This window comes from Sphingobacterium sp. 40-24, from assembly GCF_001899705.1.
Classification (GTDB): domain Bacteria; phylum Bacteroidota; class Bacteroidia; order Sphingobacteriales; family Sphingobacteriaceae; genus Sphingobacterium; species Sphingobacterium multivorum.
The window spans coordinates 1-17,108 of the sequence record NZ_MKWH01000002.1 but is presented as its reverse complement, the minus strand read 5'-3'; the positions used below and the strand labels follow the sequence as shown (position 1 = coordinate 17,108).

Annotated in this window: 10 protein-coding genes; 7 read left to right on the top strand and 3 right to left on the bottom strand. The window is 38.4% G+C overall.

Annotation, left to right across the window (positions count from 1 at the left end):
* Positions 1–143: 143 nt before the first annotated feature.
* Genes lnt through rsmI form a run of 3 tightly spaced genes read right to left on the bottom strand, consistent with a single transcriptional unit; the run spans position 144 to position 3,202 of the window.
* The gene (gene lnt, locus BGP15_RS00200; protein ID WP_286768371.1) at positions 144–1,769 is read right to left on the bottom strand and encodes an apolipoprotein N-acyltransferase; all 1,626 of its coding nucleotides are present in this window, start codon (positions 1,767–1,769) and stop codon (positions 144–146) included.
* A 23-nt stretch (positions 1,770–1,792) separates the two neighbouring features.
* On the bottom strand, positions 1,793–2,500 hold the full coding sequence (locus BGP15_RS00195; protein WP_286768370.1) for a PH domain-containing protein: 708 nt from the start codon (positions 2,498–2,500) through the stop codon (positions 1,793–1,795).
* 36 nt (positions 2,501–2,536) lie between these two features.
* Positions 2,537–3,202, bottom strand: coding sequence for a 16S rRNA (cytidine(1402)-2'-O)-methyltransferase (gene rsmI, locus BGP15_RS00190; RefSeq protein WP_112373630.1), 666 nt, complete (start codon positions 3,200–3,202; stop codon positions 2,537–2,539).
* Between the two features lie 111 nt (positions 3,203–3,313).
* Between rsmI and BGP15_RS00185 the strand changes: the two genes are divergently transcribed.
* From BGP15_RS00185 to BGP15_RS00155, 7 genes are all read left to right on the top strand, one after another.
* Positions 3,314–4,387, top strand: a complete 1,074-nt coding sequence (locus tag BGP15_RS00185) for a class I fructose-bisphosphate aldolase (RefSeq protein ID WP_075991324.1) — start codon at positions 3,314–3,316, stop codon at positions 4,385–4,387.
* 312 nt (positions 4,388–4,699) lie between these two features.
* Positions 4,700–5,971 (top strand): serine--tRNA ligase, encoded by a 1,272-nt coding sequence (serS, locus tag BGP15_RS00180; protein ID WP_286768369.1) that lies wholly within the window; start codon positions 4,700–4,702, stop codon positions 5,969–5,971.
* Between the two features lie 647 nt (positions 5,972–6,618).
* Positions 6,619–9,849, top strand: coding sequence for a SusC/RagA family TonB-linked outer membrane protein (locus BGP15_RS00175; protein ID WP_286768368.1), 3,231 nt, complete (start codon positions 6,619–6,621; stop codon positions 9,847–9,849).
* Between the two features lie 13 nt (positions 9,850–9,862).
* The gene (locus BGP15_RS00170; protein ID WP_046674014.1) at positions 9,863–11,323 is read left to right on the top strand and encodes a SusD/RagB family nutrient-binding outer membrane lipoprotein; all 1,461 of its coding nucleotides are present in this window, start codon (positions 9,863–9,865) and stop codon (positions 11,321–11,323) included.
* A 117-nt stretch (positions 11,324–11,440) separates the two neighbouring features.
* Entirely contained in the window at positions 11,441–12,451 is a 1,011-nt protein-coding gene (locus tag BGP15_RS00165; RefSeq protein WP_286768367.1) for an energy transducer TonB, read from the top strand.
* 294 nt (positions 12,452–12,745) lie between these two features.
* Positions 12,746–13,777 (top strand): energy transducer TonB, encoded by a 1,032-nt coding sequence (locus BGP15_RS00160; RefSeq protein WP_286768366.1) that lies wholly within the window; start codon positions 12,746–12,748, stop codon positions 13,775–13,777.
* Positions 13,778–14,232: 455 nt separating this feature from the next.
* The gene (locus BGP15_RS00155) at positions 14,233–17,058 is read left to right on the top strand and encodes a SusC/RagA family TonB-linked outer membrane protein (protein WP_286768365.1); all 2,826 of its coding nucleotides are present in this window, start codon (positions 14,233–14,235) and stop codon (positions 17,056–17,058) included.
* Positions 17,059–17,108 lie beyond the last annotated feature (50 nt).

The following is a 17,108-nucleotide window of genomic DNA, read 5'->3' as shown; positions in this document are numbered from 1 at the left end:
TTTCCTAATTGTAGCTGACAGTGCTGGCGTAGCGGGTCTCATCAGAATTAGGCTCTTTTGCCTGGAAAGGAATAAGATGAGTATTTTTCCGTTCTGATGAAAAAAATAGCGCCAATCTATTACTTCAGTTTGGCGCTACTTTTCTATTTTGACAAGTTCTTTTTTGGTCTGACCACGATGAGTATCACAATTCCTCCTAGTGCGAGCACCAAACCCAAATAGGCAGCGATATCACCTGCTTGCGTGTAGAACGTAATTTCTTCATTTAAATTGATTTCCTGATTTAGGGCCGCAGGCTGCCACCATTTAGTCTGTTGTACAATATCACCACGTTGATTGATAAAGCCTGAAATCCCTGTATTTGCCGATCGGGCAACCCAGCGCCTGTTTTCAATCGCACGCAGTTTGGCATACTGTAAATGCTGGTCTTTACCCGAAGTATTGCCCCACCAGCCATCATTAGTGATAATAGCAATAAACTGAGCGCCTTTTTTGACGTATTTGGAAACATAATTGCCCCAGATGGATTCATAGCAGATAACGGGTGCGGCACCAATACCGCTCTGGGCATAGAATACCGAAGGTTCAGCCTGTTTTCCGTAGCCACCCGTCGTACCACCGAATGCTTTAAATAGAGGTTTCAGGAAGTTCATCGCTGCTCCAAAAGGCATTTGCTCTACGCCCGGAACGAGTTTGGACTTATGGTAAAACTGAAGTTTGGAGGAATAATCGATCAATGTTGCGGCATTGAAATTATCCTGATATACATTAGGAGCTATTTCACGCGCAGTAGGTGTTTTTGTATAGTTGTAAAGCTGATAACTTTCAATACCTGAAAGTACATTGCCATTTTTATATTGATCTAAAAATTTTAAAATGCGCTGGTAAGAATAAGTTTCCCTAAAGTTTTCCTCATCAAAATCGCCGTTCTGTGAAAGCGCAGTTTCAGGCCAGATAAAAAACTCTGTATTGGGTTTGGCGACCGAATTTGATAAAGAGAATAAGGTATTTAATTGTTCTTCAGGACTTAAATTGAATTTAATATAAGGGTCGATATTCGGTTGTACAACGACAATCTGTGCCGGATTCTGATGTTCTTCGTAGTTGAAGTAACGTACCAGCGAGTAGGTACTGGGAATTAATAAGACTGCAGCCAAAGAAGCAATTGGTACAATCTTACGTTTGATCGGATAAAGTCCTTTTCGATTGAGGTAGAGTGTAAATACTAAGATATTGACCAGCCAGATCCATATTGTTCCGCCATAGACCCCTGTGATGTCATACCATTGGATCAATTGATGAAAACTAGCGAAACCGTTGCCCAAAGTCATCCAAGGAAAGGCTAAATCCCAGGATTCGTGTAGAAATTCATAGCTTATCCAGAATCCCATTAATCCGAAAAGGGATAACAGGATGTTCGTTTTACGTCGTAATTGCCCATAAAGCCTGAAAGCTAGCGCCATTAAAGCGGCGCCAAGGCAAAAAGGGATCAGACTGATGATAACAGCTGCAAAAGGCGGCATAACTGCCGAAATGGAGTTGTATACCCAATAAATAGAGGCCGTATTCCAGACAACTGCGGTGAGTCCTGCAGTAAGAAATATGTTGAGGCCTTTCTTTTTGAATGTTTCACTCCGGATAATATTTTCCACTGCAATGAGTAGTGGAACAAACCCAATAAATAACAATGGACTGGAATAGGGGATTGGTGGCCAGCCCAACCACAATAAAAAGGCACTTAAAAGTGCCAGTAAATAGTTGTTTTTCACGCTATATTTTCTCCCATTTATGATTATAAACTGGATAAAACTTCTCTCTTTTTACTCTCGTATTCCTCTTGGGTAATCAATTGTTTGTCGAAGAGTGTTTTTAATTTTTTGAGCTTTAAGGTAATTTCATCATCTTCCTCTTCTTTAACGGGTGGAGCGGGCGGGATGTTTGGTACCGTTGGCGCTGGCGGAGTTACTGGCGCCGATACAACAGGTTGAGGTGCCGCCGGAGCCGTAACTGCTGGCTGAAGCGGGGCATTATTTTCTGGTCGTTCGATAATCACTTCCTTCGCAACTGTTGGAGCAATGACTATTTTTTCTTTTTCGGCCGCCAATTCCGCTTTTTTATAGTTTTCAAGGGCGGCTTTAATATATTGATACAATTTCCTAGCCTGAACTTTCGGGATATAATCTATGCTCAGATTTTCTCCTGTAAAAGGGATAACAGTCACTTTTGAACCAAATATTTCTTCCTTAAAAGCAATATCCTTGATGTCTTGCCAGCCGAAGATTTCAAAATCAGTGGCCAAGCCCAGTTTGGTAAATTCGCACATAAAAATGCGTTTATTACTAATCGTGATACTATCCGGTAAAATGGTTACAGCAGGTTTCTTTTGAACTGCGATATAATCTATTTTTTCTCCTGGAGTAAGCATATCTTGGACTTTAGTCACCAATTTTTCAATGATTTTTATGTCCTGCCCATCCTGTGCAAATTGTTCCATGTTCATGTCAAATACTTTTTAATACCTAAAGATTGTCAAAATTTATTCCAATCCTGCTACACAAAATACAAATTCTCCTTTAATCGGATTGTTTTCAAAGTGTAATTTTAAATCAGTTAATGTTCCCCGAACATTTTCTTCATAGAGTTTGCTCAACTCACGTGATATCGACGCCTGTCTTTCTGGTCCAAAAACGGTGATAAATTCTTCGATGGTTTTGAGAATACGATGTGGTGACTCGTAGAAGATCATTGTTCTTTTTTCTTCTGCCAACGCTTTTAAGCGTGTTTGTCTTCCCTTTTTTACGGGTAGAAAGCCTTCAAAGCAAAAACGGTCGTTGGGAAGCCCCGAATTGACAAGCGCGGGTACGAATGCTGTTGCACCTGGTAGGCACTGTACTTCGAGCCCTTCTTTGATGGCCTCACGTACCAGTAAAAAACCCGGATCTGAGATCGCCGGTGTCCCTGCGTCCGAAATTAAAGCAATGTTTTGCCCTTCTTTCAGAAATTTAATGATTTCAGATACCGCTTTATGTTCATTGTGCTGATGATGCGCAAATACTTTTTTGTCGATTCCAAAATGTTTTAAAAGCGGAGCACTGGTCCTGGTATCCTCTGCTAAGATGAGGTCCACTTCTTTCAGGACATTGATCGCACGAAACGTCATGTCCTCCAGATTGCCAATAGGTGTTGGAACTAAATATAACATGGTCAAAGTTAAGTTTTTTTTACTATATAATATGCGCTAAAACATTCTGTGCTTTTTGGAGTTTTATTTTAAAGATTATGGTAAACTCCATCACTTTATTTTAAATAAATTATGCAATACATTGAAAAAATACAGGCACATCTGGGTGCTGAAGCGAGTTATTTGTTAGAATTTGATCAACCCGCAGTTTCCAAAACAATGCTTCATCTTCCACAAGCAGCATTTATTGACCAAGTATATAGTTCGAGTGACCGTAGTCCTCAGGTCTTGCGGAGTTTGGGGCAACTTTTTGGAACGGGTCGATTAGCCAATACCGGTTATCTTTCGATACTGCCTGTTGATCAGGGAATCGAACACAGTGCAGGAGCTTCCTTTGCGCCAAATCCACAGTATTTTGATCCGGAAAATATCGTCAAGCTAGCCTTAGAGGGAAATTGTAATGCCGTGGCTTCTACCTTCGGTGTTTTGGGCGCTGTTGCCCGAAAGTATGCACATAAGATTCCGTTTTTGGTTAAAATAAATCATAATGAACTATTGACCTATCCTAATCGAGCCGATCAAATCTTGTACGGAACAATTCGCGAGGCCTGGAATATGGGGGCTGTTGCTGTAGGGGCAACGATTTACTTTGGGTCTGAGGAATCCGACCGCCAGATTATAGAGGTAGCAAAAGCATTTGAAGAAGCCCATTCCTTGGGAATGGCGACGGTATTATGGTGTTATCTGCGCAACTCGGCTTTTAAAGTCGGGGATAAAGATTATCATTTAGCAGCAGATCTGACCGGACAGGCTAATCATTTGGGCGTAACGATCAAAGCAGATATTATTAAGCAAAAACTACCCGAATTGAACGGCGGCTTTAAAGCGCTGAATATGGGTAAAAGTAGTTATGGAAAGCTGGATGAACGCATGTATACCCAACTTTCTTCCGATCATCCTATTGATTTGTGCCGCTACCAGGTGCTTAATTGCTTTGCCGGCAGGGCAGGCTTGATCAATTCTGGCGGAGCTTCGGGACAGAATGATATCCAGGAAGCTGTAAAAACTGCGGTTATCAACAAGCGTGCAGGTGGCACAGGGTTGATATCTGGTCGTAAGGCTTTTCAAAAGCCAATGAATGAAGGTGTCGCATTATTACATGCCATTCAGGATGTTTATTTATGCGATGAGGTAAACATTGCTTAGCAAATGCGCATCACATGAGTTCATCAGATTGAATCTCAGCACAGGGCTTTGAATATAGATCGAATTATAGAGCGTATCGATTAGGCGTCTAATGGATACGCTCTTTCTATGGATCATGGGTTATAAACATCGGTTTCATGGAAGATTGGTCTTCCATGGGCTGATGGATGTTAGCCGATGCGGTGTAATGAAAATAGAGCGCCGTAAAGTAGTCAAAAAGCCTTTTTGATGGTGGTTTAGGAATAAAATTGCTTGTAAATAAAGGCAAATTTATCTAAGTTTGTTCACTATTTTAAATAACACATTTATATTATGTTGCAATTAAATTATATCCGTGAGAACAGGGATACGGTAATCGAAAGATTGGCTGTCAAGCATTTCAAGGAAATTGGATTGGTCGACGAAATCATCAGTTTAGATGAAGAGCGTCGTAAGATCCAATCGGAATCTGACGCACTTTCGGCAGAGGCTAATGCGGCAGCAAAACAGATTGGAGATCTGATGCGCCAAGGTAAAAAAGAAGAAGCTGAAACCGTTAAATCCAAATCTTCGGGATATAAGGAGCAAGTGAAGCAACTTTTGGATCAATTGGGAACAATTGAAGCAGCATTGAATGAGAAGATCGTACAATTACCTAATTTACCGCATCAATCCGTTCCAGCAGGTGTAAGTGCTGAGGACAACGAAGTTGTTTTGAGCCATGGCGAAATCCCGGCTTTGTCGGAGGATGCATTGCCGCATTGGGAATTGTTGAACAAATATGATATTGTTGATTTAGAGCTTGGCGTAAAAGTTGCCGGTGCAGGTTTTCCTATCTATAAAGGTAAAGGCGCTAAATTGCAACGGGCATTGATCAATTTCTTTTTGGATCAGGCAGCAGAAGAAGGATACGAAGAAGTACAGGTGCCTATCTTGGTCAATGAAGATTCTGCATTTGCTACGGGACAATTACCGGATAAAGAGGGACAGATGTACTATGTGGGTAACGACAATCTGTATTTGATCCCTACAGCTGAAGTTCCGGTCACCAACATTTATAGAGACGAGATTGTGAAAGAAGGACAGTTTCCGATCAAACATTGTGCTTATACACCATGTTTCCGTCGTGAAGCAGGTTCATACGGGGCACATGTACGTGGATTAAATCGGTTGCACCAATTTGATAAAGTGGAGACGGTGCAGCTTGTACATCCTGAAAAGTCCTATGAAGTGCTGGAAGAAATGAGTTTATACGTACAAGGACTGTTGCAGAAATTAGAGCTGCCTTACCGTGTACTGCGCCTTTGCGGTGGAGATATGAGTTTTACTTCTGCATTGACTTATGACATGGAAGTGTATAGTTCTGCTCAGAAACGTTGGTTAGAGGTATCTTCCGTTTCCAATTTTGAAACTTATCAAGCGAATCGTTTGAAAGTCCGTTTTAAAAATACTGATGGCAAGATGCAACTGGCACATACCTTGAACGGTTCGGCGTTAGCTTTACCACGTATTGTCGCAGCGATATTGGAGAATAATCAAACGGAAAAAGGAATTAAGATTCCTGCAGTTTTGGTGCCGTACACTAAATTTGAGTATATCGATTAAATATCAATAAATAAGTTGCTTTTGCACTTATTTAACATCACAGTGAAAGACGCTCAGCCTGAGAAGGTAGGGCGTCTTTTTTTTGTTATAATTCGATTTTAAAGTGTTTAGAATCATTATAAATTACTTGTGTTTTAATACAGAAAAATAATAGAATAACATGTTAACGTTTTCTTATAACATTGTTAATGTTTTGTTAATTATGGCTCATTCCGTATAAAATTCTGTTTGAAAATTGTTTGAAGAGTTTTTATTCTAAAATGATTCTTTTGTAACAATTTGTAAAATTGTGAACTTATTATTGCGGTATTTCCTGTTTTCTGGAGATTATGTTAAAAAACTTGTAAAAGCAACTTTGGCTTTCTATATTTGACACCGCTAATAAAAATCGCACTAACTATTATTTACTGTAAATGCTGAAAAGAGCAAATTTTACAGCTGGATATTTATCTAAGGACTGACCCTGCATCTACCTGGGGCCCGCTTTTCCAAAAATATTTTCAACTGTTACTGAATAAACTGCAATAGCATGTTATGTTTTTGCTGTTTATTGTCTAGGCAATTTATGTTTAGACGGTTATGATAACGGATATAATTTATATCAATATATAGGATTAGAAAAAATAATAAAATTAACTAACTAAAACATGAAACAAACATTACTAAGTTTTCTTGTTGGCGGTATGATTCTGACTTCGGTTGCATTCGCTCAAGAAAAGAAGATTAGTGGTCGTGTTACATCTGCTGACGGTAAAGCAATACCAGGGGTGACAGTAGTTGTACAAGGAACTAATCAGGCAACGCAGACTGATACTGATGGTAATTATTCATTGAATGTACCGGCAGGTAAGGTTGTCGTATTCCGTTCCGTTGGTTTTGATGATAAAACTATTATTGTTAACAATAACAGTTCTGTATTCAATGTCTCTCTAGTAAATCATGACAATGCTTTGGAAGAAGTTGTTGTTACAGCAAATGCAATTAAGAGAGAAAAACGTTCTTTGGGATATTCTGCGCCTACAATTAAGAGCGATGAATTGACAGAAGGCCGTAATTCGAGCGCGATCAACTCTTTAGCTGGTAAAGTAGCGGGGGTAAACATTACCTCTACATCTAATTCGCCAGGTAGTTCATCTCGTGTCGTATTGCGTGGTGGTTCATCTATTTCAGGTAATAATCAAGCGTTGATCGTTGTTGATGGTACTCCGATTGATAACACAAGTAAAATGGGGGGAGCCAGTGATTTATCAAGTGTAGATTTTGGTAACCGTGGTAACGATATTAATCCAGATGATATTGCTTCTGTAACCGTTCTGAAAGGACCTGCTGCTGCTGCATTGTATGGGTCAAGAGCATCCAATGGTGCATTAATCATTACAACGAAGAGTGGTAAAAAAGGAGCAAAAAATGAAATCACATTTAGCTCGACGAACACATTGTCATCAATTTTGAAATTGCCAGAATTTCAAAATCAATATGGGCAAGGTGCATCTGGCTACAATAAAGCAGGTGATTTGATTTATACAAACGATCCGAAAGAAAACTGGTCTTGGGGAGCACCATTCACTGGAGAGGTACAAGAATGGGGACAAGCAGTAAATGGCGTTCGTCAGAAAAAAGCATATTCTGCTGTGAAAGACAACGTACGTGATTTCTTTGACCTTGGTATTGCTTCTGACAACAATTTAAGCTTTTCTGGTGGCTCGGATAAATCAACTTTTTATCTTGGATTGAATGCTTTGAATTCAAATGGCGTTTATCCTAGTAAAAAAGACAACTACAACAAATACGGTGTTCGATTCAATGGAACGACGGAGTTTTCGAATAAATTTAGTGCAGGTATTGCGGTAAACTATAGCAGAATCAATAGTAACAATGTTGGTGGTGGTCAAGGCGGTGGTTCTGTTTATAACAACTTATTACAAACGCCGAGAGATATTGATGTTGTTGGTTTAAAAGATTTGTCTAATCCCTATAATGGATATGGTTATACGGATGAAAATGGTGTAGCTCATAATGACGTATATGGTTATTACGGTGCTTATACCATGAACCCATATTGGGTATTGGCTAACTATAACAATTATAATGATGTGAACCGTATCATGGGGAACTTCAATGTAAATTATAAACCGACCGAATGGTTAACATTCCAAGAACGTGTAGGTTTAGATAATTATAGCGACCGTAGACGTTCTGAATCTCCGAAATATAGCTATTTGCCGATAGATAATACCTCGGGTAATTATTCTGAAGGAAATATTCAAACTGATCCAGGACAATACCGTATTGATCAATTTAACGTGAATGAAATTGTCCATGATTTCATGGCAACCGCTACTCATAAGTTTAACGACGATTGGGACGCTTCATTTATGATTGGTAATAATATCCGCCAACGCAAAACTACTTCCAATAGTACTGCAACAAATTCAAGTGGTGGACTTGTTGTTCCGGGATGGTATAATCTTGCAAACTCGAATGGTCCTTTGGATCTGATTGAAGATACTTGGTCAAACCGTCGTTTAGTAGGTGTTTATGGTGATTTGAACGTCTCTTATAAAAACATCGCTTATTTACAAGCTACAGCACGTAACGATTGGTCATCTACTTTGCCAAAGAAAAATAATTCATTTTTCTATCCAAGTGTAAGTGGATCATTTGTTGCATCGGAATTGTTCTCTCCTGAATTGAAGAGTAAGTTCAGTTATGCAAAAATCCGCGCTAACTGGGCGCAAGTGGGTTCTGATACAGATCCTTATCAATTGATTTCAACTTTTTCTAGAAGTACAATTGCTGGAGGGTTCGGTTCTACTACTTTCCCTTTCGGAAACGTATCCGCATTAATGTCGGGTAATACTATCGGAAATTTGAACTTAAAGCCTGAGATCACAACTTCGTTTGAGGTTGGAACTGAATTGGGCTTCTTCAATAATCGTTTATCTGCTGATTTTACTTACTACAAGAACAATTCGAAAAATCAAATATTAAGCATTCCTATTCCACTTTCTACGGGGTACGGGCTCAGTTTGGTAAATGCAGGTAAGGTCCAAAATAATGGTGTGGAATTAACATTAAGAGGAACTCCTGTGAAAACAGAAAACTTGACATGGGAATTGTTTGGAACATTCACTAAGAACAACAGTAAAGTTGTTGAATTGATGGATGGAGTACAACAAGTATCAGTTGGAGGCTTCTCGGGAATGAGTATCGTAGCTGCCGTAGGACGCCCTTATGGAGAGTTTTATGGTGTTACAAATGCGACAGATGCACAAGGCCGTACTATTGTTGATCAAAAAACAGGCTTACCCATTGCTTCTTCTAAACCAGAATATTTAGGTACGTATAATCCAGATTTCCAAGCTTCATTGGGTACAAGTTTGAGCTATAAAAACTGGTCAATGAGCGCGTTATTTGATACGAAACAAGGTGGTGTGTTCTACTCTAGAACAAAAGACATCATGGGATTTGTTGGTACCTCAGCTGAGTCAGGTGGCGATCGTATAGGTCAGATTTTCCCAAATTCTGTTTATTTGGACGCTTCAGGAAATTCAGTCGTTAATACATCTGCGACTTATGATAAGATCGATTATTATCCAAATATGGAAGCGGGGGTAAATGTTGTTGATGCGACATATATCAAATTGCGTAACCTTACATTCACGTATAAATTCTCAAAAAACATGTTGAAAAACACACCATTTGGAGCGGCTTCTATCGGAGTGTTTGGAAATAACCTGTTTATTTGGACGCCAAGCGAAAATAAATACGCTGATCCAGAGGTGAATTCATCTGGTGCTGGTAATGCACAAGGTTTTGACTTTACAGCTCAACCTTCATTACGAAATTATGGTATCAATGTTAAAGTTTCATTTTAAGAGCAAGTAAAGTATGAAAACTATAAATTTTAAAAATGCTAAGAAGCTTTTAGTTTTAGCTTTAGTTGGCACACTAGGGTTGACTAGCTGTAATAAATTTTTGGATGTGAATGAAAACCCAAACAATCCAGAAACAGCTACTCCTAGTTTATTACTACCTACAGTAGAAGCTGCGATCAGCCAAGTTGTAGGGAACGGTTTTCAGGTATATGGTAATATCTGGGGACAATATTGGACGCAAAATCCTACATCTTCTCAATATCGTTCTATCGACAGATATCAAGTATTGAATACAGCCATGGATAGATCGTGGTTGATTTTGTACCGTAGCGCATTGAACAATGCGGAATTGATCATTAATTCAAATGTAGCGGCGAACGATAATTATAAAGGTATTGCTTACTTATTAAAGGCTTATACATTTCAAGTAGCAACAGATGCTTTTGGAGATATTCCATTGTCAGAGGCATTAAAAGCGAACGGAAATCTTAATCCTAAATACGAAGCTCAAGCTGTTGTATACGATTCAGTATTCAATTATATTGATAAAGGCTTGGCTTTATTGGCAACGCCACAAGCTGTTCCTGTTTCGACCCAGGATATGATTTTCAACGGCGACCTAGATAAATGGAAAGCTTTTGCAAATACATTGAAATTGAGAGCGTATTTGCGCATTTCAAATGTGGATGCGAATAAAGCTGCAGCAGGTATTAAAGCACTTTACGCAAAAAATGCCAAATTTTTAGATCAAGACGCTTCAATAACTTACACAACGACAGGTGGTAACGAGAACCCATTCTACAATGAGATGGTAGGTTTAGGTAAAACACAAAATGTTGTGGCGAGCGGAACTGTGGTTCAAGCATTCGTAAAGAACAGTGATCCAAGAAGATTTTCTTTCTTCAATAAAGTGAGCGGACAAGATACAATTGCATTTATCCTTCAAGGTGATTTTAATGCAAATTCAGCAAAATTAGTTTCTTCTCCTTCACCTCTTGTTGGTGGTCGTGCTGTTGATCCTACATCAGCAACCGCGCCTGTGAAATTATTTTCAGCTGCAGAAAGCAAATTCTTGCAAGCTGAGGCTGCAGTGAAAGGTTGGGGAACAGGTGATGCGAAAGCATTGTTTGAATCTGGTATTATAACAAGTTTTACAGCTACGGGTAATGCTAATGATGCGGCTAAATACATAGCGGAAGCACCAGATGCGAAATTCGCAGGTGATGTTGAAGCAAAAGTCAAAGCTATCATTACACAGAAATATTATGCGATGTGTGGTTTCCAAGGTTTTGAATCATGGACTGAGTGGAGAAGAACAGGCTATCCAACTTTCTTTACGACTTCTATCGCATCGACTTTAGGTGCAGGAAGAATGCCATTGCGTATGCCTTACGCCAACAGTGAAGCGACTTCGAATGTAAATTATCCAGGTAACGTGGTAATCTATACACCGGTGTGGTGGGACGTTAAGTAATCTCTTAGATTTATATGCTTATAAAAGCGGCAATTTCGAAAGAAATTGCCGCTTTTATTTTGGTATTATATTATGGAAAAAGCTGTATTTTCGTCCTTATTAACGCTGGTATATTTTATGAAAAGATCGATTTTAGTTTTAATTGTGCTTGTTTTTATAGGAGCTAATACGGAGGCTTTTTCTTCTAAAGCAAGGGGGAAAGTGTTTATTAACGATACGATAGTGAATTACTTTGATAAATCAGGAAATGCAGTTAAGACAAAACTTGCGTCTCACTCTTATGAATGTATTGTTCCTGTTGGGGATGAATCGAATAGATTTTTTAATATAGTTAGCTATTATACAGCAACTGATTCCATGAAATCTTTCGCTTATAGCCGTGATAGCGTAGTTGGGGGCTTTGGCTGGAAGTATGTTGGCGAATCGACTACCTACCATCCGAATGGACAGTTGAAAAGCTTGGAGAAATTCGATACCAATGGTTCAGCTATTGATTCATCTTATTATTACTATCCCACGGGCAAGCTGAAAATGTTGGTTACCCAAGTGCAATCAGGTCAAAATCCATTTACTGGCACTCCTATAACCAAACCATATTACCTATTGTATTTGGATTCTTTGGGAAATTATCTTTTGAAGCGAGGAAATGGATTTATTCACTTCGATTATGACAATGGTGACCATATAGAAGGTGAGCTAAAAGATAATGAAAGAGAAGGGAATTGGGTGGGCTGGAATATGGAGAGCCGTTATGAGGAGCACTATTTAGCTGGCGTTCTTCAAAACGGAAAAAGATTTCGTGCCAATGGCGAGGTGATTTCATACGATGCTGATACAAGGGAGTCAGCTCCTATTCCTTCGCTTAAAATGGACCAATTTATGAAAGCTATTTCTCGGCAGATAGACCTACCAGACCATTTAATTGCTCAATTGAAGTCTTCCATAATTAATGTACGATTTGTAGTCAACAAAGATGGTAAGCTCAGTGATTTTAAATATGACAATGATATTCCTAGTGGGGTTAAAGAAAAAATTACAACAGCTATTCAAAGTGTTGGTCCATGGAAACCAGGGAGATTGCAAGGAGAGCCTGTGGCAATAAGTTATACCATCCCGATACGATTGTAATACATCGGTACAAGATGCAATCCGTCTTCTAAAAAATTTTTTGCTTCTCTAAGCGGTAAGTAGGCTGCTAAATACAATTATGTTTTATGAGCAAGTTTGATCTGTCAAATAAGCACATTTATACTATAGTTGAAGTATAGATGCAGTATACTTATAGTATTATATTACAGCGAATAGGGGGGCTTTATTGATGCTGAAGCAAGTCTAAAGATTGGCTTTGTTGTTGGCTTATCGGATGGAAATGTTAAGATAATAATGGTATATTTGTCTACCATTTAGTGACCAATTTAATTTATGAAAAAGTTGATCTTTCTTCTGTTAGTATGGAGTTCTTATCGAGTCTTTGCACAAGAAATAAAGATAAATACCGACGGTCAGATTAATCATATTGGCAATTCAAAGGATACAGTTATTCGTTTTTTGGACCCAGAAGATGATTTCTTGGCAACAAAAGACAAATCTTATTATTATAGACAAGTTTATCCTGTTGCAAATGAGCCAAGAAGAATCTATCGTGTACAAGCCTTTTATACCGATACTAATCTTCCAAAGTTTTATGGACATAGTTTAAATTATGATGGAAAAACATTAAAGTATTGTGGCGAGACCGTGTCTTATTTTCCTAATGGAAAGGTCGAATCTGTGGAACTTTATGATGAACTATCCTATTTGATTGATACTGCATTTTATTATCACCCAAATGGAAAATTAAAAGCTTTGGTCTATTATGAACCCAATAAAACAGAGGCTAAGTCCAATTTCCCTCATTATTTGCTGTATTTGGATTCGGTAGGAAATATGCTACTTCGGAAAGGAAATGGCTTTTTTAGATTTGACTATAAAAATGGTCAATATATCGAAGGTGAATTAGTTAATGATAAACGAGAAGGGATTTGGACTGGTTGGGATCATTCAAAATATGAAGAATTTTATAAAGAAGATATATTAATAAATGGGAAGCGCTATTTGCCCGATGGAAAAATTAATATGTATACTACCAAGACCATGAAGCAAGAACCCAAATATCATGGTAATCTAATGGCTGATATTGGATTGGTTATGCGTAAAGTTCAGTTTCCCTCAGAATTTTTTGAGAAATATAAAAAGAAAACCATACTTGTCAGTTTCGTCGTTAATAAGTCTGGTGCTACTGAAGATTATGAAATTGAGGGAGATTATGATTTAAGTATCAAAAGGATGATGATTGAGGCAATGCAACGGTTAAGTAAATGGACTCCTGCTTACCTAAAAGGAATGCCAGTGCGAGTGCGTTTTACAGTCCCTGTGAGATTTAATTTCGAATTAATGGAGCGTTCAGTTTACTAACGCTGATCTCTTTTATCGTTTTAACGATTTTATAGCTTAATATTTTGTTGTTAAATGAAATTAGTATAAACATTTTTTACTTGTTATAATAATCCAATTTTGATCAGTTGAAGGACTTTTTCATGCTTGTTAAGCTTCCATATGGTAATGAATGATCAGCGGTTAATCTAAAAACTATCTTTTGTTACGTATATATGTGAAATTAATTGACTGTCTATGAGTTTGTTAACATTTATTATAAAATAAATGTTATCACAAAGTTATGCTTGCATTGCAAAAGTTAAAAAAAGTTATAAATTTGTATTTAACATTTTTTAACAGCTGAAACAGCGCGATTAAAAGATGTATGACTAACTAACATAGCTGATAATAATTATTGAGAAGTAAAAAATTTGCTAGCCAAGCTGCTTTATTGCCAAGAATTTAAATAAACATACTTAATTAAACATAAACATATGAAACACAAACTACTCAGTTTTTTATTGGGTGGTGCTATCCTGACTTCGGTAGCATTCGCCCAAGAAAAGAAGGTTAGTGGACGAGTGACAGGTACAAATGGCGAGGGGTTGCCAGGAGTTACTATTGTTATTCAAGGCACTAACCAAGCCACACAAACCGACGCAAACGGTAACTATTCCATTAATGTTCCTACTGGAAAAATTTTAGTCTTTCGTTCTGTAGGTTATTCAGACAAAACAATCACAGTTGCACAAGGTTCAAGTTTGTATAATATACAACTTAGTGACAACGAGTCTGTTTTGGATGAAGTCGTTGTGACTGGTGCAGGGTTAACTGCTAGCCGTCGTTCTGTCGGTGTTGCACAGACTACAATTAAGGCTGAAGACTTAATGCAAGCAAAGCCGTCCAATGTCGTTACGGGTTTAACCGGTAAAGTTGCCGGTTTACTGGTACAAGGTGTTACATCGGGGGTTAATCCTAATTTTAGGGTTATGCTTCGCGGTATGCGCTCACTTACAGGTAACAACGAAGCCCTCATCGTTGTTGATAACGTTATCGTCCCTTCATCGATCTTGGGTAACTTAAATCCAGATGATATCGAGGATGTTACTGTACTAAACGGTGCTAATGCTGCAGCATTGTATGGTTCTCAAGCGGCCAACGGGGCCTTGATCGTAACAACTAAAAAAGGTAAAGGTAGTCTAGGCTTCCAAATAGATCTTGAGAATACGACTACATTCGAATCTGTAAACTTTCTTCCGAAGATGCAAAAGCAATTTGGATCGGGAGCTGACAATGATTTGCAGATCTATAACCCGCATGAAAATCAGCAATATGGTCCAATTTATGACGGCGTAATTCGACCAATTGGGGATCCATTACAAGATGGTAGCATCCAAAGTATTCCGTATAGCTATGCAGGTAAAAAAGGAAAAGACGGTTTCTGGGATACAGGTGTAACCAATATGACTAACTTGTCGATCTCTTCGCAGAGTGAAAATAGTTCATTACGTTTGTCAGGTCAATATTTGACTTCAACGGGTACAATTCCAGGTGATAAATACAATAGAGCCTCGGCACGGCTTTCTGGAACGCGTAGATTGGTGGAAGGACTTGATTTGACCTACTCGACATATTACGCTCAAAATAGGTACAACACGACTTCTGCTGCAGCAAATATTTATGAGCGAGTTTTAAATACGCCTGGCCAAATTCCATTGACCGATTATAAAGACTGGCAAAATAATCCATTTGCTTCCCCTGATGGTTATTTCAATGCCTATTATAATAATCCTTATTTTATGGCAGATAATTATCGTAGCCGGACTAGAAATGATTATTTTATTGGTAACTTGGAATTAAGATATAAACCAATTGAATGGTTTGATGTTTTGGGACGTGTCGGTGTTACTACATCAAATCAATCCTATAAAAATACGACTGGCGTATATACCTTCTCAGATTTTACAAAATCTTGGGCTGGAACGTCTACCTATAAATATCAAAATATTTTAGGTGGCGTTACGGACGGATTTAATTATTCTACTCGAATTGTGTCGGATTTTATAGCGCATGCCTATAATAAAACTGGGGACTTCAAAATTGACTATACTGCACTTTTTCAATTTATTCAAAATGAATATTCTGGAATGTCTGCGGGCGTATCTGGTTTAGCTGTTCCTGAGATTTATAATTTGGGTAATAGTACCAACAACCCAAGTGCTAATCAAGCGAATTACCTGGCACGTACATTTGGTTTAACGGGTAAAATTGACGTTGGCTATAAGGATTACCTATTCCTGACCGTAACAGGACGTAATGATTGGGTTTCTATTTTGGAGCCAAATAACCGTTCATTCTTCTATCCGTCAGCAGCCTTATCGTTTATCCCAACGGATGCCTTCGAAGGTTTGAAAGATTTTAAAGCTTTAGATTTCTTAAAAGTGAGAGCATCGTGGTCTAAAGTAGGACAAGTGAATTTAGGGTCATCAACAGACTTTGGTGCTTATCGTCTTTTGCCAACATTTTCACAAGGAGCAGGTTATCCATATAATGGAATTGGAGGGCATACTGTTGGTAATCAGTTAGTACAAGATGGTTTGAAGCCTGAAATGACGCGTTCTTTTGAGGTAGGTTTTGAATCTGCTTGGGCAAAAAGACGCATCAATTGGGATTTCACATATTACGATAATCGCACAACTGATAACGTTGTGCCGACGGGAATTTCTACAGCAACAGGTTATGGGTCTTATCTTGTAAATGCGGGTACAACAACAGGTAAAGGAGTTGAAACTAAATTAAATGTAATCCCAATTCGTACAGATAATTGGGAATTAAGTGTAGGTGGAAATTATGCATATTTTAATAATAAAGTTGAATCTATTGCAGAAGGACTTGAAGTTTTACAATTGGGAGCCTATACTAGTGGGTCGAGTGCTGGTGCCGGTTCTTACGCGGTAGCTGGAGAAGATTTCCCTGTATTGAGAGGTACCTATTACAAACGTGATGATTTAGGTCGAATTATCGTTGACCCTGTTACTGGATATCCTTCATCAGATGGTACACTCAAAATATTAGGTAAAGCAATGCCTACGCACACACTTGGCCTTAATTTAGATTTGACTTGGAAAGATTTATCATTCCATACGCAAGCAGAATACCGTACAGGTAATTATATTTATAACGCGGGTGGTAGTACATTTGATTTTTCGGGCGCAGGCTATAACACCGGAATTTATAACAGAGACCGCTTTGTTATTCCTAATTCTTCATATTGGGATGAGGCATCTCAATCATACGTGGAAAATACTGTCTTGTCCTGAAATAGCTTTACACTAAATTGTAAAGTATATGACAAAAAAGAGTAATGTGG

Coding starts and splice junctions, on each gene's coding strand:
- BGP15_RS00195 (WP_286768370.1), bottom strand. CDS start 2,500: ATGAACATGGAACAATTTGCACAGGATGGGCAGGACATAAAAATCATT.
- rsmI (WP_112373630.1), bottom strand. CDS start 3,202: ATGTTATATTTAGTTCCAACACCTATTGGCAATCTGGAGGACATGACG.
- BGP15_RS00185 (WP_075991324.1), top strand. CDS start 3,314: ATGCAATACATTGAAAAAATACAGGCACATCTGGGTGCTGAAGCGAGT.
- serS (WP_286768369.1), top strand. CDS start 4,700: ATGTTGCAATTAAATTATATCCGTGAGAACAGGGATACGGTAATCGAA.
- BGP15_RS00175 (WP_286768368.1), top strand. CDS start 6,619: ATGAAACAAACATTACTAAGTTTTCTTGTTGGCGGTATGATTCTGACT.
- BGP15_RS00170 (WP_046674014.1), top strand. CDS start 9,863: ATGAAAACTATAAATTTTAAAAATGCTAAGAAGCTTTTAGTTTTAGCT.
- BGP15_RS00165 (WP_286768367.1), top strand. CDS start 11,441: ATGAAAAGATCGATTTTAGTTTTAATTGTGCTTGTTTTTATAGGAGCT.
- BGP15_RS00160 (WP_286768366.1), top strand. CDS start 12,746: ATGAAAAAGTTGATCTTTCTTCTGTTAGTATGGAGTTCTTATCGAGTC.
- BGP15_RS00155 (WP_286768365.1), top strand. CDS start 14,233: ATGAAACACAAACTACTCAGTTTTTTATTGGGTGGTGCTATCCTGACT.